The organism is Moorena sp. SIO4A5 (genome assembly GCF_010672005.1).
GTDB lineage: Bacteria > Cyanobacteriota > Cyanobacteriia > Cyanobacteriales > Coleofasciculaceae > Moorena.
The window spans coordinates 49,044-72,687 of sequence record NZ_JAAHHZ010000006.1 but is presented as its reverse complement, the minus strand read 5'-3'; the positions used below and the strand labels follow the sequence as shown (position 1 = coordinate 72,687).

Genomic DNA, 23,644 nt, shown 5'->3' with positions numbered 1-23,644 from the left:
CCATAGCCTATAAGCTGATAACTGATAACTGATAGCTGATAACTGATAGCTGATAGCTGATAGCTGATAACTGATAGCTAAATAATTACAAACTTTTCCCTCTCTTATATTACTTTAAAAAAAATAGTTATAATAGATGACAATTAATTACTAAAAAATCAACTATGCTTACTAGCTCAATGTTAACAAAAATAAGTACAGTCTTTACCGCAATGGTAATGACTGTACTTTTAGTAAAATCAGATTTATACAAGAGATTTAACCCTGAGCAATCTTACGCCACAGCAAATAACTACCAGAACAAAGAAAACAACAGTGTAACGAAGATTGAATTTGGCCAGACTAAAGATGGTCAAAACGTTTATCTCTATACTTTAACCAATACTAATGGTTTAGTAGCGAAGATAACCAACTATGGTGCGACTCTTACTGAATTACACTTGCCTGACAACAGCGGTGAGCTAGACGATGTAGTGCTGGGATTTGATAGTCTAGAAGATTATTTGGCGGCTAAGCGCTACCTATATTATGGTGCAATTGTTGGTCGCGTCGCTAATAGGATTAAAGATGCTCAGTTCACTCTCAATGGTCAAAAGTATGATCTAGCTGCTAATGCCGGTTCCCATCACATCCATGGTGGTAACAAAGGTTTTGACAAAGTGGTTTGGAATGCTGAACCAATTAACAGTAGCCAAGGACAGGCACTAAAACTAACTTATCTGAGTGCTGACTCAGAAGAAGGATATCCAGGTGATTTGACAGTTACAGCTATTTACACTCTGACTAACGATAATGAGTTAAAGCTGGAAATGACTGCTACCACTAACAAACCTACTCCTGTCAACTTGGTGAATCATTCATATTGGAACTTGGCTGGTCATGCTTCTGGAAATATTCTAGGACAATATTTAACGATCAATGCCGATAGATATACGCCTAACAACGAACAGCGAATCCCTACAGGAGAGATTAAATCAGTTAAAGATACACCCTACGACTTTACTCAGCCTCAGTTGATTGGAGATGGCATTAATCAGCTTAGAAATACCCTAAAGCAAAACTATCCAGGAGGTTACGACCTCAATTATGTTTTGAATGGAGAATCAGAAAAAATCAAACTGGCAGCTACTGTATATGAACCAAAATCTGGTCGGGTGATGGAGCTTCACACTAATCAGCCAGGAATACAGTTTTTTTCTGGAAATCTTCCTAAGCTTAGAACTGTGGGGAAAGGAGATGTTGTTTATACAAATCATCAAGGTTTGTGCCTAGAGACACAACATTTTCCTGACTCAGTCAATCAGCCTAACTTTCCTTCGATTATCTTGAATCCAGGTGAAACTTATCGACACCTAATGGTTTATAAATTTTACACCAAACAAAATAATCTAGGAAAAATTATTGCTCCCAATACTCAAGTTGAAAAGGTAGCAGGAGGTTTTAAATTTACTGAAGGACCTGTTTGGCATCCCGACGGATTTATGCTATTTAGTGATATTCCAGCTAATACTATTTATAAATGGCAACCAGAGCAAAAAACCGAGATTTTTCGTCAACCTTCTGGCAATGCTAATGGTAATACTTTAGACCGCTCAGGGCGTTTAGTTACTGCTGAACATAGTAATCGTCGTCTATCCCTAACACAGAAAGATGGAAAAATCGTAACTCTAGCTAGTCACTACCAAGGGAAGCGGCTGAATAGTCCCAACGATCTAGCAGTCAAATCAGATGGTAGCATCTATTTTACCGATCCTCCCTATGGCATCAAATCCGAACAAGAAGAATTAGGGTTTTATGGTGTTTATCGCCTAGCACCAGATGGCACACTAACCCTGCTAGTTGATGACTTTGTTCGCCCTAATGGTATTGTCTTTTCCCCAGATGAAACTAAATTATATGTGAATGATTCACAAAGAGGTCATATTCGGGTTTTTGATGTCAAGCCAGACGGGATGTTAGAGAATGGAAAACTTTTTGCCGAACTGAAACCTCCTAGTAAAGAGGGGGCAGCAGATGGTATGAAGGTAGACATCCAAGGAAATGTTTACAGCACTGGACCAGGAGGAGTTTGGATTTTCTCACCACAAGGGGATCTACTTGGCATTATTGAAACACCAGAAGCGCCTGCTAATTTAGCATGGGGCGACAGTGACTACCAAACCCTTTACATTACAGCAAGAAACAGTCTTTATCGTATCCGTCTTAAGATTAAAGGGATGCCCTAGAAAGTCATACCTATTCTCCTGCATTCATCAGAGACTTAGTAGGAGTATAGAATTCAGAATTCAGATTAATAATAATTTGTAGGATGGGTAGAGCGATACCAAAACCTATCGCTCTCTGGCTCCTGTTCGGTTTTATCCTTCAACCTAACCTACAATAAGGTGAATTCCATAACCATCATTATTCCAAACTATTCTGGTCAATAGGGGATTTTGGTGAACGAACGAGTTTCCTAACTTTACCATCTTGTTTTGATGTCACATAGATTTCTCCTTCTTCGTCCACCCCGAATCGCACATCAGAGCGTTTTTTACCAATGATTTCGAGAAAAGAAGCTTCTTGCTCTCCGTCAAAGAGTCTGAGTTCTTTTATTTTTGCCTGTTTGCCATTGACAAGTTCATCTACAGGAACGTGGAAAAATCTTGCATCATGAGCGAAATCAGCAAAAATGTATTGACCGATTAATTCAGGAATTGCTTTGCCCCGATAAACATAACCACCAGCGATCGCAATTCCATAGAAGCCTTTTATGTCGGGGGGGATGTCATGGTCATATTGGGCAACGGGATAAGTATAGCCATAGGAGCGATCGTTTTTGGGTAATGCAAACAAAACATTTTCATTATTTTCCTTTATAACCCAAGTACCTTCCCGCTCGCCCCAACCATAGTTAGCTCCTTTGATACCAAGATTAACTTCTTCAATAAAAGCCTGACCAGTATCAGCAATCAACATTTTGCCTTCGCCACCAGTATCCCAGCTAAAACGATGGGGATTACGCAGTCCATAAGCCCAGATTTCACCCAAGGTTTTAGGCTCTTCATCTGTAACAAAAGGATTATCACGAGGAATACCATATTGACCATTAACACTATTTTTGCCAAAGGGATCGATTCTGAGAATTTTGCCCAGCGGTGTTCCCAGATCCTGTCCATTATCCAAGGGATCGGTATCGCTAACAGGGTAGCCATCACTACCGCCATCAGCTACTGCAATGTAGAGTAAACCATAATCATCATCCCCTCGTTTAGCATTGGGATTAAAGCCCAATTGTCCAACATTATGATCTGGGTAAGGCTCTTCAATGCGCAAAATCTCACGGGATGTTCCGACAAAAGTATTGCTAGAAGGGTTTGTTGCCTTCCATTCGCGAATTACATCGTGGTGGGCACTTTCGATAATGTTATTGTTATTGTCAATAATTGGTTTGGTAACGGGTAAGTCAGGAGTACCGCCAGTTTTAACTTCGCTAGTTACAGTATAAAAAATTCCATTGTCAGCAAATTCTGGATGAAAAGCAAAATAAGCGAAGCCCTGTTGAGGAGTTTCATAAGTAAAGTCTGCACAAATTAATTTTTTCAGATTCATATAAACAGTAGCAGTGCCGTCAACAATGACATACAACTTGCCACGCATATCGTTAACAAATAATCGTCTGGTACCATCTCCTGCATGGGTAAGCAGGTTCAAGCGAGCAGCTTTATTTCTTCCAGTTCCACTGTTGGGAATTTGAACAACTTCTTCCAATCTGACAGAGAGTTCTGACTTTTTAATTGGTTCGGGAATGGGATCGGTTATCTGGGCAGAAGAAATCCTGGCAACAGCAAAGATGACCAAGAAGAGCGACAAGAGAAAACAGAGAATGCGAAATTTCTTCATACATAATATGAATGCTGCTAAGGTAAGGGCGCGGACGCTAAAAATCTGAGAAATCCAAAAATACGAAACCCCTGAGCTTGGAGTCATGGTGGCGTAATTTAGTTTTTTGTATGTTACAGCTCAAGGCACTGGTTCCGCAATTCTTCCCCACAAGAGCAAGATCAATAGAAAATACTTATACTTCTGTTAGAAATTGTTACTATAGTAGTTTATCCCTATTAACTAAGTCTTAGCATCTAAGACCTAGACACTTGTTGGTGCATTCTACAGAGTAACTCTAATGGAAGATTTAACAACTATCAGCAAACCCAAGCATATTGTTTTAACCTCCCATCCTAGCTCTTCTAGATTAAATTCTCCAGCAATTAACTGGGGAGAAAGTGACCCCCTCAAACGAGGACCCATTGTCGGTACCTTAGTTAACTCAGCTCATCGGAATGTTATTGGTACTCACTCAGGCTCCTATTCAGTGTATCGAGCTTTAGCCGTAGCCAGTGGTACACTCCAGCCTAATCACCGCCCGGATCTCACCAACACTGCGCCCATTGTCCCAATTGGTCCTCATCCCAGTTGGACTGACCCTAATTTGATTGTTTCTCTCGACCCCTTTGGGGCGATGGTAGGTGAAGTTTATAGCGATTTATATCAGCAGGGATACGACATTAGACCCACAATTGCTATCACCAAAGCTCATATCAATATGCCAGAACTACAGGATGCTGTAGAGAAAAACCGTTTAGCAATTGATGGCAAAATTATTAAAAACGATGGTAGTTTAGTAGTCACTAAAGTAGCAATTGACCCGGTTTGGTATCTACCGGGAATTGCCCAGCGATTGAACATTCAAGAAAGTTACCTGCGCCGTGCTCTATTTCAGCAAACCGGTGGCATGTTCCCGGAACTGATCACCCGCCCCGATTTAAAGGTATTCTTACCCCCCATTGGTGGCATCACTGTCTATTTAATTGGTGATGTGGCAGCCATTACTGAACCCAATCGACTGCTGGCTGTACGAGTTCATGATGAATGTAATGGTTCCGATGTTTTCGGTTCCGACATCTGCACCTGTCGTCCCTATCTAGTCCATGGTCTAGAAGTCTGTGTCCAGACAGCCCAAGGTGGAGGTACAGGTGTCATTGTTTATTTCCGTAAAGAAGGTCGCGCCTTAGGTGAAGTAACTAAGTTTTTAGTGTATAATGCCCGGAAACGTCAGGAAGGAGGTGATAGCGCTAATGCCTACTTCAACCGTACAGAGTGTGTGGCTGGGGTTCAAGATATCCGCTTCCAAGAACTAATGCCTGATGTGCTCCATTGGCTGGGAATTAAACGAATTGACCGTTTTGTCTCCATGAGCGATATGAAATATAACGCTATCGTTCAATCCGGTATTGAGATTATTCAGCGCATTCCCATTCCAGAACACTTGATTCCCGCTGATGCCCAAGTAGAAATCGCTGCCAAAAAAGCTGCTGGTTATTACACTGAACATACAACTGAACTAGATGCGATCGCATTGGCTGAAATTCAAGGACGTGGTTTAGGCGATTAGTCCTTAAAGTCAATAGTCACAATAGTCAATACTCAATACTCACCCCCGAATTGCCTATTCCCTCATTCCGAGTTACCTATGTCACCTGTGGATAATGCACAACAGCAGTTAATCGCTTACTTAAGAAGCCCATGGGCAATTCGGGAGAGATGCGATCGCATTTTCACCTTAGCTACTGCTGACCAGTTGCAGTACTTTCGCTGCAATTTAACCAAGCTAGAGCAAGTAGCTAACTATGTCATCGAGGTTATGCACCAGCACTACCCCGATTTCCAGATTCCATTTCATAGTCGCTGGCGGCATTTTGAGGTAGGGAATGTCCCTCGTCTTCGGGAACTAGACCAGAAATTAGTAGGATTCACTCCACTCCAAAAAGCCCAAACCAAATTCGACTTAGTCATCATTAGTGTCCTACTCGATGCTGGGGCTGGCAGCAATTGGCAGTATCATGAAGCAGAAACCGGACTAGTGTTTCGCCGTTCCGAAGGATTAGCCGTTGCTAGTTTCCGCATGTTCTGTCAGGGAGCTTTCTCCAGCGACCCAGACCTACCTTGGCAAGTCGATGCCAAAGGACTTCAATCCTTGAGCGCCCACCACTTAGCCCAGGGATTCCAGGTCAGTCAAACCAATCCACTCATAGGCATAGACGGTAGGCTAGCCTTACTACAGCGCTTAGGTCAAGCCCTCGTGGGCTTACCACATATGTTTGGCAAAGTCAATCCTCGTCCTGGCAACTTAGTAAATTACTTGGTAAATGACCACTTGCTAGATAAGTTGCAGGTTACCAAGGGATTGCAGCTTAGCAACTTGAACCCTGAAAGTTGCCAAGACAACCAAAGTTGGGTCAAGCCACTGACAGATTTACAACCTCTCCAGGAGCAACCTGCAACTTGTCAACCAGCTAACCTACAACCTGCCAAGCTACAACCTGCAACCTGTGAACCGGCCAACCTTCTGAGTGCCACTAACCTATTCAGCACCGTCCTGGAAGGATTAGGGGATATTTGGCCAAAACGAGAATCCATCGCGGGGGTCAATTTAGGGGATGTGTGGCAACATTCTGCTCTCAAAGGGGATAACTACGGTTCCGAGTATGTACCATTTCACAAACTCTCCCAGTGGTTAACTTACTCCCTATTAGAGCCATTGCAGGAACTGGGTTTAGAGATTACTGAACTTGATCAGTTGACCAGCTTAGCAGAATATCGCAATGGGGGCTTATGTTTAGATCTAGGATTACTAGAGGTCAAGGATAGCGCTATTTTACAACAGTCTCACTTACCCAGCTCCGAAGTGATTATTGAGTGGCGAGCACTCACCGTTAGTTTGCTAGATCAAATAGCAGCAACTATTCGTCAACAACTGAACCTGAGTGCTACTGAATTGCCACTAGTAAAAGTCTTACAAGGAGGAACTTGGACAGCAGGACGTAGAATTGCTGCTCAATTGAGACCAGGAGGCTCTTCCCCGATTCAGATAGAAAGTGATGGCACAGTCTTTTGAAAAAATTTGACCAAAAATTTGGGTACTCAAGTCCAGTTGGGTGATCGAGTTGGTTGAGTTACCCATTACCCATGACCTTTTACCTTTTACCGTCAATAGCCTTTTTTCGTTCTTCGAGGATACTGCGAATGGAAGCTGTATCCAGAATTCCCAGAACTACACCCTTGTCACTAACCACAGGTAGCTGATCTAGCTGCTCTTTCTCCAGAATTTTGACAACCTCTAACAGGGAATGATCCGATTGAACAGTTCTAAAAGTCTTAACAGACTTCATCAGTGCTCTTACTGGAGTCACCGGCCAATTAGAGGTAGGAACAGTTTTGAGATCATCCACTACCACAACTCCTAGCAGTTGACTGGCTTCATCGGTTACTAGAAACTTGCGCCACTGATTTTTACCGATAATGTACTCGTTGACAAACTCCCTTAGAGACAAATCAGCCAATACAATTGGGCTGTTGGCAATGACCGCATCTTCTGCTGTCAACCCCTCTAGCTGGTCTTGAACCATAGCAGATTGGGCAGACATGCCAGCATTTTGCAGCAAGAACAAACCTATTAAGGCAAACCAGATGCCATTAAAGTTACCATACAGTAGGATTGGAAGCACTCCATAAATAATTCCTCCCCAACCAAAGAACTGACCAACACGGCTAGCAAATAACACACCTTTGTGTGGGTTGTCCGTAACTTGCCAAACCAGTGCCTTCAGGATGTTACCCCCATCTAGTGGTAAGCCAGGAATTAAGTTGAACAATGCTAAAGCCAAGTTGATGGAGGCGAGGAGTCCAACAATTGCTGCTAATGAACTAGCTAGATTGGCATTGGCCTGAACGGCATATAGTAGAGCAAATAGTAGCAAACTAACAGCTGGACCAGCAATCGCAACTAAGAACGCCTCTAGTGGACTTTTTGATTCTTTCTCCAGGCTAGCTAGACCACCAAATAGGAAGAGGGTGATAGATTTAACCTCAATTCCCTGCTGGATCGCCACAAAGCTGTGTCCTAGTTCATGAGCTAACACAGAGGCAAATAACAAAAGTGCAGTCACAAATCCTAAAAACCATGGCAAAACACCGCTCAATCCTGAAAAATTTGCTAAGTCACCTCCGAAATCAAAGGTGACTAAAGCTAAGACTAGAAACCAGCTTGGATTCACATAAAAGGGAATCCCAAATAAATTCCCAACACGAATACTGCCGTTCATGCAGACTACCTCAAACTCTCCTAAGACGTTTTTTTATACCAAGTTGGCTTCTAAGGTAGTAGATAGGGTATGGTTCATGATTAACATTTCATAAAAAATAGTTCATGAAAAATAGATCATGATACGATTGCCAGTTATCCTTGGCAGTAAAGGGTTTATCGCTTTTGCCAATCAACAATCAACCAAGAGCAATGAACAATTAACCTACCTTAAGGCAACTCGATAGTAGTTTCGTCTTTCATGGTTCTATCGTAACGAAATGTAAAAGATTTGCCGATTGCTCAAATGCCGTAAAATCCGTCCACGCTTAGTGCGGTTTTAGGAATGCAGGTGGTTTGACCCCTCTGTGTTTCCATCGGCATAATAAAATTAAGCACCGCTCAAGCGTGTTTAGAGCAACATCTTCTTTAAGCACTACCCCCCTTCCTACTAGTGAAACTGACTAAACGATGTCCGTCTTTGAAACCAAAATCACCCACTCTTACAACCAACAAGACATCCAGCAAATCCTCAATCTAGCCCTGGCACGTCAGGAAATGGTTGAAGAATTTTCCCGTGAACAGTTGGTCGAAATTGCTGCTGAATTAGGGATTTCAATCCACACTCTCTTAGAAGCAGAACGAGAATGGCTAGCCCAGCAACAAGAACAGCAAAAACGTAATGAATTCAATAGTTACCGACGTAGCCAATTTAAAAAAAGTTTTGGAAAGTTTGTAATCGTTAATAGTTTTTTAGTGGCGATCAATCTAATTAACGTTGGTTACCTGTCTTGGTCTTTATATATTTTATTGTTCTGGGGTTTGTGGATAGCACTCAGGGCGTGGAATACTTATCAAATACAGGGCGAAGACTATGAAAGAGCTTTCCAAAAATGGAAACTTCAAAACCAGGTAAAACAGATAGCCCAATCAACTTATACTAGTCTCAAAAACTGGATTCAAGACCAAGGACTAATGACTAAGGACTAATGCCTAACATAAATAATTTCAGCTAAATCGCTGATCAACAATGTTTCTTCCTGAATATCTCCTAAAGCATGAGCCACTGCGATCGCTTTTTCATAAAAACTCCGAGCTTCCAACAAATTACCAGTGTCTTGATATAACTGGGCAAACAACTTTAGAGCAACTAGCTCTTCACGGCGATTGTTTTGTTCTTGTGCCAAAGCCAGATATTCCTTCAGTGCTTTCACCGCTTGCCGATTCTTACCTGTAGCGATATGGGTTAAAGCTATACCCTTAATAGCACGAATCTGATTGAAAACATTGTCAACTTTTTCAGCCAGTATCTGGGCAATGCGGTAAGAATACAAAGCATCTTTTTCCCGTCTAGCGGCGAGATAGGCATCTCCCAAATTATTCCGAATATTCGTCTCACCTAACTTATCCCGAGAGCGACGCCGTAAAACTAGGGCAGCTTCATACCACTTAATCGCCTCGGGATAATTTCCCCCTTGAGCTGCCACTAAGCCTAGATTATTCAGACTCAACCCTTCACCGTCATCATCCTTAATAGTACGGGAAATGGTCAGTGCTTCCATAAAAGCTTCTTGGGCTGCTTTCAGGTTTCTCGTTTGCAGCAATAATATTCCAATATTATTTATACTATAAATCTGTGGCTGAAAACTTTGTTGAGAACGGGCAGCACCCAAGCCTCGGCGCAAGGCTCGCTCTGCCTCCTGATAGCGTCCCAACTTGGCGTAAGTCTGACCTAGGGAATTGTAAGTTTTACCCAATCCCTCAAAGTCACCAATTTGCTGATAAATTTCTCCCGCTTGGGACAAATACGCGATCGCTTCGTTCAAGTTACCACTCTGTTTAGCCAGCTCTGACTGCTCCAGGAAAAAATCTGCCCGATTTCTTGCTTTGCGGTCACGAAGATTGTCTAAAGGGATTGCCAGTTGTTGGTCGATGCTCCGAGTCTGACCCCAAGCCATCGGGCTAGCCAACATTACCAATGGGGTAAAGGCTAGCGCTATTATTCCGGAAAGACTAGTCAGCAACCTGCTACGATTCGCCATACCAAAAGACTCCGTTTGATCAACATTTCTGCTATTATGGAAGTTATGATCAAAGTACCCCGATCAAGGGTGCAAACTAACCGCCCTTTATTCACTCAAAACCGGTACTGCAAACAGATCAGATTCTTCTCGATTCTTGGCTTCGACCCCCAGATAGACCACCCGAATATCATCGGGTAAAGCAGCTTCCAACAGTTCATAGCCTTCTTGAAGTTCGGTTCTCACTTGAGCTGGAGTAATCATTTCTCCCTCCGCTTGCAGATAAGCCGCAATTCTCGTTTCACTCCAGTGAAAGGTCCCAGCCATGATTACCATCAACCGCACCGCTGGTGGTAGCTGTTCCAATGCCATCTCCAGATAACACCACAAGGGTGGTGGTGCTACCTTAAGGTTATAGTGAATAGATTCCACTGGTGGCAAGTCTGCCTGGTTAATACAAACCGCCGTTAGGTTTATGATCTGGTTTTGGAAGGACGTTGACTCTAGTCCATAATCCTCCCGCAAATCCATGCCACCCAGTTCGTGATAGATGTGACGCCAAGTCAGAGCAAATAGATATTCCGCCTGCACAGGCGATCGCGCTGAGTGCCGCACTAATGTATAGACAATAGGACTGTAGCGACAGAAAATTGCTGTAAAGTACTTCCCTTCAGACCGATGACGCTGAAACAAAGTCAGCAATTCCTGATCACTATGATGAAACAGTGATTTAATAAGTGGATGCTTAGATTCAGGAAAATGGGGGATTTGCACAATCTTTCAATAAAAGCTGTAATTAGGAGAATTAGACTAGATGCATCCTGATCTCACCACAACCCCCTCATGTTGAGAAAGGGGAAATGCCGATGGTTAACTGGCATTGGAGTAGATCAATGTCGGGACCTAATATCCTAGGTCTGCACTAGACCTCAAGATGAAGGAGATGGATGCCGATACCAAGTCTACAACCTTTGGTGCTCCGATGCTCCTTCAGTTGAAGCTAAAATTGAGAAAAAGCGTACGCTAATGTCTGATGGTAATAATATTACCTACGATTGGAGAAAAAGTTCATAAGGACCTTTAAACTAATTTATTCAGTTGCTAACTCTGTTTAAGTTTATGATTCTATCAGTTGATATTATTTCCCGGCTAACTTCGCCCCTGCCTCTTGGCGCATTTTTACCCTCTTTGCCTTTAGATAGCCTGTTTTCCACTCAAGGCATCATGGTAATGCTCCTAGGTGCCTATGCCTTTGCCATGTGGATGTTTTTGACCAGCGCTCCAAAAGTTCACACCATCATGGTGTCTGATTTGGCAATAGCGCGACAGTTTTATGAAGGCTTGCTAGAGTTATCCGCAGCAGAAGTCCCCCTACATTACTACTATAATTACGAGCAGACCATGGGGAGTACCAGCATTGACCCCCTATATATGTCAACCAATTTGGGAACCACCCAAGCTACCCAGTTCAGTGGTGCTGATGGGCTATGGTACCAGTTAAAGAAGAATACCCAGCTCCACGTGATTTCCGGAGCTAGCTTGGGCAATAAAAACCAACAACGTCACGTGTGCTTTGATCATCAGTGCTTGGATCAAGTTTTGATGCTGGTGCAGATGAGACGCCTAAAATACAAAGTGCGCACCCTCAAGCCCCTTAACTTTTTGGTCAAGGATCTCGACGATCGTGTAATTGAACTGGCAGAAGTTTCTAATTAGCGGTTAAATCAATAATGGTGAGTTAATCAGGGATTAGGCGGGTAACAATTGCGCGTAGCGCACCAGCCATTGGTTTCATGCCTAATCACATTTACCATGTTTGAAGTAATTATCACAGTACTGATTGTTCTGTTGGGTTCAGCCATCTGTGCTATGGCAGAAACGGCTTTGTTTTCAGTGCCTATCGTTAAAGTCCGACAGTTAGCGCAGTCAAACCAGCCTGCAGTGTTAGCACTACTGGCGATTCGCAAAAACATGAACCGACCCATAGCTACCATTGTTATTCTCAACAACACCTTCAACATTGTTGGCAGCATCGTAATTGGTTCCCTTGCTGCTAGGGTCTTAGGAGAGGCTTGGTTGGGGGTTTTTTCAGGTCTATTTACCTTTCTAATTATTGTATTTGGGGAAATTGTCCCGAAAACCCTTGGTCAGATCTACTCCCAAAACATCGCCCTACTCGTGGCTCTACCAGTTCGGTTCTTAACCGTTGTGTTCACGCCTCTGGTGTGGTTGATGGAAAAAATTACTGCTCCGTTTACTAAAGGTCAAAAACTTCCTACCACCAATGAGGCGGAAATCCGATTTTTAGCGAAGGTTGGGTATCAAGAAGGGGTGATTGAAGATGATGAAGCAGAAATGATCCAACGAGTATTTCAGTTAAATGATTTGACTGCATCTGATTTAATGACTCCGCGAATTATTACCACCTATTTGCATGGTAATACCACTTTGGCTGAGGCTAAACCAAGCATTATTGCTTCGCCTCACACCCGGATGCCTGTGGTTGAAGACTCTATTGATCAAGTAATTGGAATTGCTCTCAAAGATGAGTTACTCACAGCAATCATTGAAGACAAACATAACCAACCCCTTGCTTCTCTGATTCGTCAAGTCCGCTTTGTCCCTGAAACTGTTCGCGCTGATAAGCTACTGAAAACCTTTCAGCAAACCCGTGAACATCTGATGGTTGTACTGGATGAATATGGGGGTGTTTCTGGTGTAGTCACCCTGGAAGATGTACTGGAGGTGCTAACCGGTGAAATTGTTGATGAGACCGATCGCAACATTGATCTCCAAGCAATTGCTCGTAAACGGCGAGAAAAAATGTTGAAATCTTATGGTCTTGATCAGGATTAGTTTCGTGACAATAATAAATAGATAATTGGGATTTTATATGTAAACATAGGATTGAAAAAAAAGCGATTAATCGCTGCTATCCTTTACCTGTTTACTGTTCATTGTTCCCTGTTCCCTGTTCCCTGTTCCCTGTTCCCTGTTCCCTTTCAACCAAGCTATATAAATTAACAAACTATATTTTTTGACATATTTTATAAGCTTGTTATTCTGATTCTTCAAGAGTTTTTAATTGTGAGTATAGCTTTTCAATGCTTTCTTTATCGGGACTTTCTTGGGTAACATTAAAAACTATACTATTGAATTTATTTTGGGCTGTTTTGACAACTTCCTCAGCTTTCCTACAAGATGGATTTCTGAATATTTGATCAAGTTGAGGAAAACACCCACTTAAGCAAAACGTTAGTATAAAGATTATGATTCTCTTAGCTTGGGCAATAGTAGCAAATTTCATCAGACAAGGGTGTAACTTAAGTTAAGTCTAATACCCACTACTGATGGAAATCTAAAGTTTCAGGAAATTTTATCAAAACCTTGGCCGTGGGCCACGCTTCGCGAATGAACGATTCCACAACTCAAGTACCTAGGATTTCAAGTCTTTTCTAGAGTATCAGTTGAGTCAACAGAGTCTCCTGCTGCTTACTACTATACAGATCCACTATAAAGATCCACGGTTGTGCGCCCCTACTGACCGATCACTATCGACCTCAGTTTTTGGTTATCTTCCCACTGGCACAAGCTTGAGATCATCTCTGCTACCCGCGCGATCGCTCCTGTCAATTTGCTCTCCATCCCCTTGACAAATGCCACATTACCTTGAATTATTAGCAATCTGGATTTCTGTCCGATCGAATGGCCCTTATGACACCAGTTTTGGGCTGATCCGGTGGAATTGAGCCAAAAATAAGCCAAAAGGGCAAGATACTGTATATGGGACAGGTAATATGGGACAGGTAATATCCCACAGGTATTTAGTCCATTGGTATCAGCCATTTGGCTGATATTTGCTATGAGGGGTCACACCCCTCACCATTTGTGATAAATTTTAATTAGTAGATGCACCCTGATGATCGAGAGAGTCAAAAACGTGGCTCTCTTTTTTTTTGGGCATAGGGATTGCCTGACAGGGGTAGCGTTTTCCCCAATCACTTAGCCCAAGCCAGCTGATGAAGCTGATGAAATTGACATCTTTAATGCTTTAACACCATGCTTTAAAACTATTGCGAAAAACATTTACCTTACAGGATGACTGCTAAACTATAGCGATATATATTAACCGATTTCGCTAATCTAATAGAAAACTTAACTAGACGGATTTCCAGTAACCAACAACCACCAGGGTGAACCATTCGGTTCAGTATCAGTACCCCGAAAGGAAGTAATAACCAACAGCATTCCCCAGAGTGCGTTCGCGTAGCGTAGCCCTTCGGGCTAATCGCTTTTAGCGGAAGCTGAGGCCTTTGGCCACGCTTCGCGAACGCTTCATCGCGCTTCGCCGTGGGATAAACCGATGCTGACCGAAGAGCCGCTACGGGATGCTCAGCATTGAGCCGCTACGCGAACACACTCTGGGGAATATCAACACTATCTACTTCTATTGGGACCAATTTGCTCATGTTTTCCCAACAGCTGTTAAGGCAAAAACCTTATAGTTAGCAATATAATTCCATAAATTCCGCTAAAATTCCAGCACTATAGTCATACCTAATAACCATTACCCTTCAACACACAGACAAAACCATCCCCTCGCGAGCCAGTAAGTGATTAGGATAGAAAGACTGGAGTTGCTTTTCTAGTGTGTCGAGATAATCATCATTATAGTCAGGATGATAACGAGACATAACTATGTGCTTAACACCTGCCACCTTTGCCGTTGCTATCCCAGTTTGCCAACGCTGATCTTGCCAAATCAAAGGTGAATAATTAGGCAGATCATCTCCTGTGAGGGGAAAGGGAGCATCCAAAATTAGCAAATCTGCCTGACGGCATAGGTATCGTAGATTTTCATCAATGCCACCCCAACCATGGGAGTGAGTAGTGGCGTACACAACAGCATATCCTTGCCAGTTTACCCGATAGCCCATTGCTTGATGTGAGTCATTAAGAAGGACAGCCTCCACTGTTACATCATCTAGGGTTACTGTATGACCTGACCTCAGCCCGTGAAATTTCAGATCTGACTGCATGACCTGAAGGGGCACTGGAAAATTTGGAGCAATCATTTGCTGACCTAGACACTGTTCGATGGATGCCCCATCAGGTGCTGCTGCTCCATAGATATGAAAACAGTTACCAGGAATAAACGCAGGAGTAAAAAAGGGAAACCCTTGAATGCTGTCCCAATTGCTATGGGAAAAAAAAATGTGAGCTTCTATGGGCATTTGCTTAAGCCAATGATTTCCCAGCACCCGTAAACCACTGCCACCATCAAAAATTAAGCGTTTTCTACCAACACGCATCTCTACACAAGATGTATTGCCACCATAGCGAATGGTATCTGTCCCAGGAGCAGAAATTTGACCCCTAACGCCCCAAAATCGGACGCTCATATCCCTTCCAGTGCCATTGTTTAGGCTGGGTGTAGCCTTATAGTTGCCTAGTGTGGGTGCTACTAGATTTTGCATGTTGAATCTATGAATTAAGTGAGCCTAAGTTAGGAATTATTCCCATTGGTAGATTCCCACTAGAGGATACTCGGGTAATATTAAGTAACCATCTGTGGTTAACCACTAATTTTTGTTAAAGTGGGTGGATTGCATACATCAAATTGCATACATCAAGAGTAATTAGATGGGGTAAAGCAACCACAACAGCCCCAGTAATTTAGTCATATCTCTAATTTGGAACCGTTCAGCCCCCCGAAACAAGTTAAAATACAGTTATGCTGTCTCTTAACTGTATATTAAGTGTTGGTTAATTTTAACGGATTTAGGAACAAACAGTTTGTGACCTATGTCACAAACGCATCAAATTAATTCAATCAATCAATCAGAATGGGAACTGGTAAAGCATCAGTTATCCTTTGAGTGGTCAGCTTATGCGCTACGCGCACGCGTGCGCGTTCAGCTATCGGAAGTCAGCCCATTTACTTATAGCTTAACCTCGACAGCTAAACCAAACGCTCAGTGTATGCCCATACCAAGTATAACTGCTCACCCCATCCCATCCTGACCTGATTATCTCCTCACCTAAAAAGGTAATATCTTTTAGCTTCATCCGCAATTGATCTCACATCTCAATGCTACGCCATGAGTGTCAGATCAATTGCGGACAGGATCGAAGACCGTGTATACTAAATCTAGTAGGGAAGACAAATGAAGAGCTAACCGCCACCTACGTGCCTAAGAAAAAACTCAAACTCATTGTATGTTCCGGCGGGTCGGGGCATCCCGGAGACGAAACCTTAGAATAGGGCAGCCTTAATCATAAAGTTTTAACCCTTTACCCATAACCGACTAACCATAAAGGCCAGAGACGCGCGCCTTAGACAGGGTCGCCTTATAACAATAGCCTTAACCCTTTTACCCATAGCCTGCCGACCATAAAGGCGACCCTGTCTTACGGTAACTTCAAACCCTATTCTTGCGGTAACTTCTGACCGTGTCGTTAATAAAGCTTGCCGTTCGCGTAGCGTGGCCTTTGGCCTTACGCGCCCCGCGTGGCCAAAGGCCTTGTATCCGTTCCCGTTGGGTGGAGTTGGCAAGAAGCCCACACTGAACTCAAAGAGTCAGTGTGGGAGTATGTCACCTTCTGTTGGTATCACTCCCTGACCCTACTTGATTAGGGTTGGGGTATTTTTCGTTATGCTTGCCCTTAAAACAGAGAATGGCTAATCGCTTTGCCAGCTTTCTAGCATCAACCATTAGCCTAAGAAAAAAAAATTAATTATAGTGGAACTCATCGCTCAGATGAGTCCCTACTTGATCAGTCCCTACGGCTTATAGTTTTTGATCGACTTTTCCACCAAAGGCATTACGTGATCAAGATCTTTCCATCCTAAAATTTCAGTGACTTTCTTTTCCAGATTTTTGTATGTCTTGAAAAATTCAGCAATCTCATCCAAGCGATGGGGTGCTATATCTTCGAGAGTTTTTACTTCAGCGTAGCGAGGATCCTTGTCAGGAACACACAGAATTTTTTCATCTCGATCACCTCCATCGATCATTTCCAGCATCCCAATTGGTCTAGCGGTAATCACACAACCAGGGAAGGTAGGTTGATCCATTATCACCATACCATCAAGAGGATCACCATCATCTGCTAGAGTGTTAGGGACAAAGCCGTAGTCATAGGGGTACTGTACCGATGCATAAAGTACCCGGTCAAGGGCAAAGGCTTCTAGATCCTTGTCAAACTCATACTTATTTTTACTACCTGCGGGAATTTCAATTAAAACGTTGATCAGACCTGGTTTAGGTTGAGCAGGAATCTTTGATAAATCCATGAAGTATATGTTTCAAAAAAACAGCAGATGTGGGTTATCTCATGTTTAGTGCTTAAGAAATCCTAATAGCTGCTGTAATACTTACCTAAATAAATCCCATAGTTCAGGATTTTTTAGGTAGGTAGAATAGCCAACCGATCAGATTATCCTGAGCAGGGTGCCGTTCAATGCCAACTATATTGAACTACTAGCCCCGTGCAACATTGTGACATCTCACCGCAACTTTTCAAAGCGCCATTCGGCCTATAGTGTGTAATGTGTGTGTAATGTGTGAGTAATTGAGGAGTGAATTCCGATGGGAGAGCTTCAGCAGAGGATTGGTATAACACCATTACAGTCCGAATCTGTCACACAAATCCTAGGGGATAATACTGACTGTCTAACTGACCCGTTCTATCCTGGATTACGCCAAAGAGCCTGGGCGGAAATTGATCAAGTTGCTTTGTATCAAAATTTACGGCAAATACAGCAGCTGTTGCGCCATACTACCCAACTAATGGCAGTAGTGAAAGCCGATGCCTATGGCCATGGTGCTCTAACCGTTGCCCGCACAGCTATAGAAGCTGGTGCTGGGGGGTTATGTGTTGCTACTGTCTCAGAGGGCATTCAACTCAGGCAAGGGGGAATTAAGGCCACTATACTCTTGTTGGGAGCGACTAATACCCCAGAACAAGTCAAAGCGATCGCTCACTGGCAATTGGAACCAACTCTGTGTAATCCTCAACAAGCTTTAGTGTTTTCGGAAACCTTGAGTGGTCTAAACCAAACCCTGCCAGTGCATCTGAAACTAGATACAGGAATGTCCCGGTTGGGAATGCCTTGGCAAGATGCTATCGAGTTTGTACGCCTAGTCCAACAATTACCTAACTTGGAAATAGCTAGTGTCTATTCCCATCTAGCTACTGCTGATAGTCCTGACCCCACAGTGATGAGACAGCAGCATGAAAGGTTTAAAAACGCGATCGCACAATTAAAGGCTGGTGGCATAACTCCACCCCGATTACACTTGGCCAATTCCGCTGCTACCTTAACCGACTCAGCATTGCACTACGATTGGGTGCGTGTAGGATTAGCCGTCTATGGTCTCTACCCAGCAGAGCATCTTCAAAATGTTATTCACCTCAAGCCAGTGATGCAGGTAAAAGCCCGGATCACCCAAATTAAAACTATTCCGCCTGGAACTGGTATCAGCTATGGCCATCAATTCATTTCAAATCGACAGATGCGTCTAGCCGTAGTCGGTATTGGCTATGCTGACGGTGTTCCCCGAAATCTCTCCAATCGCATCAATGTCATCATCCGAGGGCAGCAAGTTCCTCAGATTGGCGCAATTACTATGGATCAGCTCATGTTGGATGTTAGTGATATTCCTAATATACAAGTTGGGGAAATTGTTACCTTAATTGGACAGGATGGGGAAGAGCAAATCTCAGCAGATGACTGGGCTATGGCTTTAGGCACCATTTCCTGGGAAATTATTTGTGGTTTTAAGCACCGACTACCCCGTGTAGTAGTAGGGTAAGCGGTCAGCGGTCAGCGGTCAGCGGTCAGCGGTCAGCGGTCAGCCGTTGGCCACGCTAAGGGAACAGCCGTGAGCTAAAGCTCACGCTGCTTGAGGTGCTTATTTTATTCAAAAGCACCTCAAGTAGCCTGGCCTACGGCCAATGGCTGATCGCTGTTCGGTGTAGCGTGCGCGTAAGCTGATAGCTGATAGCTGATAGCTGATAGCTGATAGCTGATAGCTGATAGCTGATAGCTGATAGCTTACCAATTAACAATTTTAATGTTTTTGTAAGAAAATTCATCCATCTAATCCCTTTGCCATTAGGGATTCAGAATGTGTTACCCTAAAAGGGTTTTATAAACATCGCACATCCAGGGTTTCGGGTGTTTCTAAAGGGAAATCCACCTGGATGGAGGTTAAACCCGAATTAGGAGTTGAAAAATTATGCCTGTAGTTTCTTTAGCTGAAATGCTAGAGTCAGGGGTTCACTTTGGTCACCAGACTCGCCGATGGAACCCCAAGATGGATCCTTACATTTACACTGCTCGCAATGGTGTCCACATCATTGACTTGGTACAGACAGCTCAGCTGATGGAGGATGCTTATCACTATATCCGGACCTCATCAGAACAGGGCAAGAGATTTCTGTTTGTAGGTACTAAGCGCCAAGCTGCTGGAATTATTGCCCAAGAGGCAAGCCGTTGTGGTGCCTACTATGTTAACCAGCGCTGGCTAGGTGGTATGCTCACCAACTGGGAAACAATTAAGACCAGGGTGGAGCGACTGAAAGATTTAGAGCGTCGGGAAACCAGTGGTGCCCTTGACTTACTGCCAAAAAAAGAAGGCTCTATGCTGCGTCGGGAACTAGGCAAGCTTCAGAAGTATCTAGGTGGCATCAAAATGATGCGTAAGGTTCCCGACATAGTCATAATCATAGACCAAAAGCGTGAGTACAACGCTATTTTGGAATGTGAAAAGCTAAGTCTACCGATTGTATCACTATTAGATACAAACTGCGACCCTGATTTAGCCGATATTCCGATTCCAGCTAATGACGATGCGATCCGGTCGATTAAGCTAATCATAGGTAAACTGGCTGATGCCATTTACGAAGGCCGTCATGGTGAGCTAGACACCGCAGAGGAATACGAATACGAAGAATTTGAAGAGGGATTAGAGGAGTTTCCAGACGAGGAAGAAATTCAAGAGACTGAACAAAGTGAGCAAATTGAATCCGTAGATCAAGGAGATAACCAGGAGACTGAGGAAGAATAGTTAGTTATCTTCGAACTTGAAGCCCCACGCTGAATTTACCCTTTGATAAAAATCAACTAGCTTTCAGCGTGGGCTGGTAAGCCCATACTCACGGATCGAGTAGTGTGGGAAGATATCACGGTGTAATCAGTTTCACTAACAGTAGGAACAAAAACAACATGGCGGAAATTACAGCAAAACTTGTCAAAGAGCTACGGGAAAAAACCGGCGCTGGCATGATGGATTGCAAAAAAGCTCTCGTAGAAAGCGACGGAGACATGACCAAAGCTATGGAATGGCTGCGGAAAAAAGGCATTACCTCAGCTGAGAAAAAATCCGGTCGTGTGGCAGCAGAAGGAATTATCGGCAGCTACATCCACACTGGTGGTCGAGTCGGTGTACTCGTAGAAATTAACTGCGAGACCGATTTTGTTGCCCGCCGCGACGAGTTCCAAGCCCTAGTCAAGAACGTCGCCATGCAAGTAGCAGCTTGCCCTAACGTTGAATACGTGAAGGTCGATGACATCCCTCAAGAGATTGTTCAAAAAGAAAAAGACATTGAAATGGGTAGGGATGACCTAGGCAAAAAGCCAGAAAACATCAAAGAGAAAATTGTTCAGGGTAGGATTGAAAAACGCCTTAAAGAACTCTCGTTGATGGATCAACCTTACATTCGTGATCAAAGCATCACAGTGGAAGAATTAGTCAAGCAATGTGTTGCCCAGTTGGGTGAAAACATCCAAGTGCGTCGCTTCACTCGCTATGTCTTGGGTGAAGGTATAGAAAAGGAAGAAAGCAACTTTGCTGAAGAAGTTGCTGCCCAAATGGGTTCTTAAACCGAAGCTTACCTTTGAGCTTCACCCTTGAGCTTGATCAACACGCTTCACTTATTTCGGAGATAGGGAAGATCAGCTAGTTTAGCAGGAGCCTCACACCATAATCTTTGATTTGGTGTGAGAGGAATGCGCGGTTCCACCCGGGGGTTCAATGCCCCCGTATGGAACCAATCACAACGCTTTCACAGGCAAGTCGTCAGATGGCCCTGATGGCTCCAAGGGCAGACTTGACCTCACCAAGTGTTCAAGGCATTGTAAAGTTGGGAGTTTTTTTCACAGCATTTCTAGAGTATGAGTGGTATCAACTCCATGTGAGCATTATTGGTCTACCCGTGACAACCAACTCAAGAAATCTTCCCAACTTTTTAACTCAAAAATAATATCTGTTAACCCTTCCAAATTTGACAAAGACAAACCTTGAACTAAGTTGTTTATTTCCTCGGTCATTTCTGGGAATCGTTTTTTCAGCAGACGCATGACCAAAATCTGTGCCTCAGTGATGCGACCTTCTTGATGACCTTCTTGATGACCTTCTTGATGACCTTCTTGGTGACCTTCAGCCTTAACTTCCCGATAAAATCTGGTCTGTTTCCATTCAGTAAGTCCAAACATCGCTTCCAATTCCCTCCAAGGACGTTCAGGAAATTTATACACTAAGGCTTGTTCTACTAATTCTATCGCATTTCTCTGCTGTGCTACTGGTAGAGCCCTCGCACATCTTTCTAGTTGCTGTACTCTGTGTTGGACATTGGTCTCTGGTTCCACTACCAGGCGTATCAGTCCCAATCCGATTGAGTCTGAGGTGTCTGGAGTTTCATCGAGGGTTTTGTGAGCGCAGATATCCTGTTTGGACTTCGCCATCGTAACATCTCGGAATCCCTGTATCCAAGCTGCGCTTAGCCCAAAATACTACCGCTTGCCAACCATGTCGCCAGCGATTTTGTCCCAAGTAGACAAACACTTCTTGCATCAAGCGGTAGTACAAGTCTTCATCTTCGAGCGGATGCCTTGATTTTGCTGAATTCTGATGATTTCGTGCTTCACGTCGAGTTTCAGACTCAACCTGACTCAACTATGGGCTTGCTGAATGGCAGATTACCGCCTGAGAGTTTTCCGCCGTTTTCCCAATAAGCAGATGCGCCAAGTGGTCATTTACTTGACCCGTTCAACTTCTGAACTTGTTTATCAGACAGCGTTTGAGATTCCTGGTACTCGTCACGAATTCGAGGTCATTCGGCTATGGGAACAACCAACTCAGCTGTTTCTGGAATCGACGGGGTTATTGCCCTTGGCTGTACTGACACAAACCCCCGATGCTGCTCAAACCTTACGTCAGGTGGCTGCAAGAGTTGAGACGATTCCAGAAATTAGGATACAGAGCAATGTGGCTGCGTGCGCTGGGATTCTAGCAGGGCTATTCTTAAAGAGGGACTTCATTAACCAGATTTTACGCACAGATATCATGCAGCAGTCTGTAATTTATCAAGACATTAAGGATGAAGGCCGTCACGAAGGGAAACAATCTCTCATCCTCCGCCAACTATTGCGTCGCATTTCTAGAAGTGTCCCCAGACATGCGAGTGCAGGTTCAAGCCTTATCCCTCCCTCAGCTTGAAGCTTTGGGGGAGGCGTTGTTGGACTTTACGAAACCCGAGGATTTGGATGAATGGATGCGTTCACTATCTGTTGCTGATAGCAAATCGAACTCCTAGGTAATGCTTTCGGTGTGATTGGCCGTAGGCCACGCTACGCGATTGACCGTAGGTCACGCGGGGCGCGTTCGCTAGCTGCAACAGAATCATTGATTTTCAAGGTCTTGTTTTGCTCTAATTTCTTGAATATCTTGCCAAAAATCAGATCTTGTCACATTTTTTAGAGACTGTTGACGTTCTTGAGTATAATCACCAAAACCCCATCCTACATCTTGTAAAAAACGAATTGTATCAACTTGCCCTAATTCCTTAACTAAGGCATAATAGCCTTTTTGTCTTAATTCAATTGGTGTCATTGTTGTTATTTCCTTTTAATACAAAAGTGTTCATTAACCAAGTGACAGGATTATCTAATTTTACTTTTAAGAGATGGCTATACTTAATTGCTTTCTTGAGCAATCTATCATCCGTTGTCAATAATACATCTACCTTAGCAGTTTCAGCGCAAGCAATATGAAAAGAATCATACAAACCAAATCCTAACTTTTCTATTTCTTGAGAACGTTTATCTATTTCATCGGTTAAAATTATTGTATTTTCAGCAACCCGTAATAATTTTCTAATCCTGTCTAGTTTGTCAAGATTAACCATTCGGTTTAATTCTGCTTCTATAGCTTCACTACTTACCAGCTTCCATTCTTCTGAATAAAACCGCTGAAAAATATCTAGGATTGTTTGTCCTTCTAATCGAATTCTATCTTGTCGCCAATCATCAAAAGGACGATTTAAGCAACAAACATCAAGATAAATTAAGTAAGATTCAGCCATTACTACCCCTTGGTTTAATCATACCTCGAAGCGATGCAGCGCGGTCTTGGGAAGGCAGCGCCTTCACGCGGGGGTTTCCCCCATGAGCGACTGCATCAAGAAGGGAATTGTAATCAATAGCTTAAGTTTAGCA

General features: G+C 43.3%; 24 protein-coding genes. 11 read left to right on the top strand and 13 right to left on the bottom strand.

Annotation, left to right across the window (positions count from 1 at the left end; translation table 11 throughout):
- Positions 1 to 218 precede the first annotated feature (218 nt).
- Positions 219 to 2,225 carry a galactose-1-epimerase gene (locus F6K57_RS05135; protein ID WP_293065446.1) on the top strand — a complete coding sequence of 669 codons (2,007 nt, stop codon included), beginning with the start codon at positions 219 to 221 and terminating at the stop codon, positions 2,223 to 2,225.
- A gap of 178 nt (positions 2,226 to 2,403) precedes the next feature.
- Here F6K57_RS05135 and F6K57_RS05130 read toward each other — a convergent pair whose 3' ends face one another.
- Entirely contained in the window at positions 2,404 to 3,882 is a 1,479-nt protein-coding gene (locus tag F6K57_RS05130; RefSeq protein WP_293065443.1) for a PQQ-dependent sugar dehydrogenase, read from the bottom strand.
- A 280-nt stretch (positions 3,883 to 4,162) separates the two neighbouring features.
- On the opposite strand from F6K57_RS05130, the gene F6K57_RS05125 reads away from it, so the two are divergent.
- A complete protein-coding gene (locus tag F6K57_RS05125) occupies positions 4,163 to 5,431 on the top strand; it encodes a GTP cyclohydrolase II (protein ID WP_293065440.1) in 1,269 nt (422 codons plus the stop codon).
- A gap of 78 nt (positions 5,432 to 5,509) precedes the next feature.
- Positions 5,510 to 6,934 (top strand): URC4/urg3 family protein, encoded by a 1,425-nt coding sequence (locus tag F6K57_RS05120; protein WP_293065437.1) that lies wholly within the window; start codon positions 5,510 to 5,512, stop codon positions 6,932 to 6,934.
- 79 nt (positions 6,935 to 7,013) lie between these two features.
- On the opposite strand, the gene F6K57_RS05115 is transcribed toward F6K57_RS05120, so the two are convergent.
- Complete coding sequence (locus F6K57_RS05115) at positions 7,014 to 8,141, bottom strand: site-2 protease family protein (RefSeq protein ID WP_293065434.1); 1,128 nt, start codon at positions 8,139 to 8,141, stop codon at positions 7,014 to 7,016.
- 449 nt (positions 8,142 to 8,590) lie between these two features.
- On the opposite strand from F6K57_RS05115, the gene F6K57_RS05110 reads away from it, so the two are divergent.
- Positions 8,591 to 9,109 (top strand): 2TM domain-containing protein, encoded by a 519-nt coding sequence (locus F6K57_RS05110; protein ID WP_293065431.1) that lies wholly within the window; start codon positions 8,591 to 8,593, stop codon positions 9,107 to 9,109.
- Here F6K57_RS05110 and F6K57_RS05105 read toward each other — a convergent pair.
- Together F6K57_RS05105 and F6K57_RS05100 are read right to left on the bottom strand one after the other, a co-directional pair.
- Positions 9,106 to 10,161, bottom strand: coding sequence for a tetratricopeptide repeat protein (locus tag F6K57_RS05105; protein ID WP_293018804.1), 1,056 nt, complete (start codon positions 10,159 to 10,161; stop codon positions 9,106 to 9,108). The genes F6K57_RS05110 and F6K57_RS05105 overlap by 4 nt on opposite strands.
- A gap of 87 nt (positions 10,162 to 10,248) precedes the next feature.
- A complete protein-coding gene (locus F6K57_RS05100) occupies positions 10,249 to 10,914 on the bottom strand; it encodes a sigma-70 family RNA polymerase sigma factor (RefSeq protein ID WP_293018805.1) in 666 nt (221 codons plus the stop codon).
- Positions 10,915 to 11,259: 345 nt separating this feature from the next.
- Here F6K57_RS05100 and F6K57_RS05095 point away from each other — a divergent pair, with 345 nt between their 5' ends.
- Both F6K57_RS05095 and F6K57_RS05090 read left to right on the top strand, forming a co-directional pair.
- Positions 11,260 to 11,856, top strand: coding sequence for a glyoxalase-like domain protein (locus tag F6K57_RS05095; RefSeq protein ID WP_293018807.1), 597 nt, complete (start codon positions 11,260 to 11,262; stop codon positions 11,854 to 11,856).
- A gap of 96 nt (positions 11,857 to 11,952) precedes the next feature.
- Positions 11,953 to 12,996: a hemolysin family protein gene (locus F6K57_RS05090; protein WP_293065426.1), complete on the top strand. Its 1,044-nt coding sequence runs from the start codon at positions 11,953 to 11,955 to the stop codon at positions 12,994 to 12,996.
- Between the two features lie 202 nt (positions 12,997 to 13,198).
- On the opposite strand, the gene F6K57_RS05085 is transcribed toward F6K57_RS05090, so the two are convergent.
- The 5 genes from F6K57_RS05085 to F6K57_RS05065 all read right to left on the bottom strand — a co-directional run bounded on the left by F6K57_RS05085 (position 13,199) and on the right by F6K57_RS05065 (position 17,437).
- Positions 13,199 to 13,447, bottom strand: coding sequence for a hypothetical protein (locus F6K57_RS05085; protein ID WP_293065423.1), 249 nt, complete (start codon positions 13,445 to 13,447; stop codon positions 13,199 to 13,201).
- A 230-nt stretch (positions 13,448 to 13,677) separates the two neighbouring features.
- Positions 13,678 to 13,824, bottom strand: a complete 147-nt coding sequence (locus F6K57_RS05080; RefSeq protein WP_293018810.1) for a hypothetical protein — start codon at positions 13,822 to 13,824, stop codon at positions 13,678 to 13,680.
- 890 nt (positions 13,825 to 14,714) lie between these two features.
- Positions 14,715 to 15,542 carry an MBL fold metallo-hydrolase gene (locus F6K57_RS05075; protein WP_293065420.1) on the bottom strand — a complete coding sequence of 276 codons (828 nt, stop codon included), beginning with the start codon at positions 15,540 to 15,542 and terminating at the stop codon, positions 14,715 to 14,717.
- A gap of 884 nt (positions 15,543 to 16,426) precedes the next feature.
- Positions 16,427 to 16,696: a hypothetical protein gene (locus F6K57_RS05070; protein ID WP_293065417.1), complete on the bottom strand. Its 270-nt coding sequence runs from the start codon at positions 16,694 to 16,696 to the stop codon at positions 16,427 to 16,429.
- A gap of 228 nt (positions 16,697 to 16,924) precedes the next feature.
- On the bottom strand, positions 16,925 to 17,437 hold the full coding sequence (locus F6K57_RS05065) for an inorganic diphosphatase (protein ID WP_293065414.1): 513 nt from the start codon (positions 17,435 to 17,437) through the stop codon (positions 16,925 to 16,927).
- Positions 17,438 to 17,732: 295 nt separating this feature from the next.
- Between F6K57_RS05065 and alr the strand changes: the two genes are divergently transcribed.
- The 3 genes from alr to tsf all read left to right on the top strand — a co-directional run bounded on the left by alr (position 17,733) and on the right by tsf (position 21,031).
- Complete coding sequence (alr, locus tag F6K57_RS05060) at positions 17,733 to 18,959, top strand: alanine racemase (RefSeq protein ID WP_293065411.1); 1,227 nt, start codon at positions 17,733 to 17,735, stop codon at positions 18,957 to 18,959.
- A 426-nt stretch (positions 18,960 to 19,385) separates the two neighbouring features.
- Positions 19,386 to 20,216 carry a 30S ribosomal protein S2 gene (rpsB, locus tag F6K57_RS05055; RefSeq protein WP_293018820.1) on the top strand — a complete coding sequence of 277 codons (831 nt, stop codon included), beginning with the start codon at positions 19,386 to 19,388 and terminating at the stop codon, positions 20,214 to 20,216.
- Between the two features lie 158 nt (positions 20,217 to 20,374).
- A complete protein-coding gene (gene tsf, locus F6K57_RS05050; protein WP_008189236.1) occupies positions 20,375 to 21,031 on the top strand; it encodes a translation elongation factor Ts in 657 nt (218 codons plus the stop codon).
- Between the two features lie 318 nt (positions 21,032 to 21,349).
- Here tsf and F6K57_RS05045 read toward each other — a convergent pair whose 3' ends face one another.
- A complete protein-coding gene (locus F6K57_RS05045; protein WP_293065405.1) occupies positions 21,350 to 21,892 on the bottom strand; it encodes a DUF4351 domain-containing protein in 543 nt (180 codons plus the stop codon).
- On the bottom strand, positions 21,846 to 22,103 hold the full coding sequence (locus F6K57_RS05040) for a DUF2887 domain-containing protein (protein WP_293065402.1): 258 nt from the start codon (positions 22,101 to 22,103) through the stop codon (positions 21,846 to 21,848). Before F6K57_RS05040 ends, F6K57_RS05045 begins: the two co-directional genes overlap by 47 nt.
- Positions 22,104 to 22,118: 15 nt before the next feature.
- On the opposite strand from F6K57_RS05040, the gene F6K57_RS05035 reads away from it, so the two are divergent.
- Together F6K57_RS05035 and F6K57_RS41860 are read left to right on the top strand one after the other, a co-directional pair.
- Positions 22,119 to 22,646 (top strand): hypothetical protein, encoded by a 528-nt coding sequence (locus F6K57_RS05035; RefSeq protein ID WP_293065399.1) that lies wholly within the window; start codon positions 22,119 to 22,121, stop codon positions 22,644 to 22,646.
- Positions 22,606 to 22,743 (top strand): DUF4351 domain-containing protein, encoded by a 138-nt coding sequence (locus tag F6K57_RS41860; protein WP_364301365.1) that lies wholly within the window; start codon positions 22,606 to 22,608, stop codon positions 22,741 to 22,743. Before F6K57_RS05035 ends, F6K57_RS41860 begins: the two co-directional genes overlap by 41 nt.
- An 86-nt stretch (positions 22,744 to 22,829) precedes the next feature.
- Here the strand turns inward: F6K57_RS41860 and F6K57_RS05030 are convergent, their stop codons facing one another.
- On the bottom strand, positions 22,830 to 23,039 hold the full coding sequence (locus tag F6K57_RS05030; RefSeq protein ID WP_293065396.1) for a hypothetical protein: 210 nt from the start codon (positions 23,037 to 23,039) through the stop codon (positions 22,830 to 22,832).
- Positions 23,026 to 23,511: a PIN domain-containing protein gene (locus F6K57_RS05025; RefSeq protein WP_293065393.1), complete on the bottom strand. Its 486-nt coding sequence runs from the start codon at positions 23,509 to 23,511 to the stop codon at positions 23,026 to 23,028. The genes F6K57_RS05030 and F6K57_RS05025 overlap by 14 nt, the downstream gene beginning before the upstream one ends.
- Positions 23,512 to 23,644 lie beyond the last annotated feature (133 nt).

What these genes read in the sequence shown, in the direction of transcription:
- F6K57_RS05115 (WP_293065434.1), bottom strand. Translation starts at nt 8,141, where the DNA reads ATGAACGGCAGTATTCGTGTTGGGAATTTATTTGGGATTCCCTTTTAT.
- F6K57_RS05130 (WP_293065443.1), bottom strand. Translation starts at nt 3,882, where the DNA reads ATGAAGAAATTTCGCATTCTCTGTTTTCTCTTGTCGCTCTTCTTGGTC.
- F6K57_RS05045 (WP_293065405.1), bottom strand. Translation starts at nt 21,892, where the DNA reads ATGGCGAAGTCCAAACAGGATATCTGCGCTCACAAAACCCTCGATGAA.
- F6K57_RS05025 (WP_293065393.1), bottom strand. Translation starts at nt 23,511, where the DNA reads ATGGCTGAATCTTACTTAATTTATCTTGATGTTTGTTGCTTAAATCGT.
- F6K57_RS05110 (WP_293065431.1), top strand. Translation starts at nt 8,591, where the DNA reads ATGTCCGTCTTTGAAACCAAAATCACCCACTCTTACAACCAACAAGAC.
- F6K57_RS05085 (WP_293065423.1), bottom strand. Translation starts at nt 13,447, where the DNA reads ATGAAATTTGCTACTATTGCCCAAGCTAAGAGAATCATAATCTTTATA.
- F6K57_RS05125 (WP_293065440.1), top strand. Translation starts at nt 4,163, where the DNA reads ATGGAAGATTTAACAACTATCAGCAAACCCAAGCATATTGTTTTAACC.
- F6K57_RS05105 (WP_293018804.1), bottom strand. Translation starts at nt 10,161, where the DNA reads ATGGCGAATCGTAGCAGGTTGCTGACTAGTCTTTCCGGAATAATAGCG.
- F6K57_RS41860 (WP_364301365.1), top strand. Translation starts at nt 22,606, where the DNA reads ATGCGAGTGCAGGTTCAAGCCTTATCCCTCCCTCAGCTTGAAGCTTTG.
- F6K57_RS05095 (WP_293018807.1), top strand. Translation starts at nt 11,260, where the DNA reads ATGATTCTATCAGTTGATATTATTTCCCGGCTAACTTCGCCCCTGCCT.
- F6K57_RS05090 (WP_293065426.1), top strand. Translation starts at nt 11,953, where the DNA reads ATGTTTGAAGTAATTATCACAGTACTGATTGTTCTGTTGGGTTCAGCC.
- F6K57_RS05135 (WP_293065446.1), top strand. Translation starts at nt 219, where the DNA reads ATGACTGTACTTTTAGTAAAATCAGATTTATACAAGAGATTTAACCCT.
- F6K57_RS05035 (WP_293065399.1), top strand. Translation starts at nt 22,119, where the DNA reads ATGGCAGATTACCGCCTGAGAGTTTTCCGCCGTTTTCCCAATAAGCAG.
- rpsB (WP_293018820.1), top strand. Translation starts at nt 19,386, where the DNA reads ATGCCTGTAGTTTCTTTAGCTGAAATGCTAGAGTCAGGGGTTCACTTT.
- F6K57_RS05030 (WP_293065396.1), bottom strand. Translation starts at nt 23,039, where the DNA reads ATGACACCAATTGAATTAAGACAAAAAGGCTATTATGCCTTAGTTAAG.
- alr (WP_293065411.1), top strand. Translation starts at nt 17,733, where the DNA reads ATGGGAGAGCTTCAGCAGAGGATTGGTATAACACCATTACAGTCCGAA.
- F6K57_RS05075 (WP_293065420.1), bottom strand. Translation starts at nt 15,542, where the DNA reads ATGAGCGTCCGATTTTGGGGCGTTAGGGGTCAAATTTCTGCTCCTGGG.
- F6K57_RS05065 (WP_293065414.1), bottom strand. Translation starts at nt 17,437, where the DNA reads ATGGATTTATCAAAGATTCCTGCTCAACCTAAACCAGGTCTGATCAAC.
- F6K57_RS05120 (WP_293065437.1), top strand. Translation starts at nt 5,510, where the DNA reads ATGTCACCTGTGGATAATGCACAACAGCAGTTAATCGCTTACTTAAGA.
- tsf (WP_008189236.1), top strand. Translation starts at nt 20,375, where the DNA reads ATGGCGGAAATTACAGCAAAACTTGTCAAAGAGCTACGGGAAAAAACC.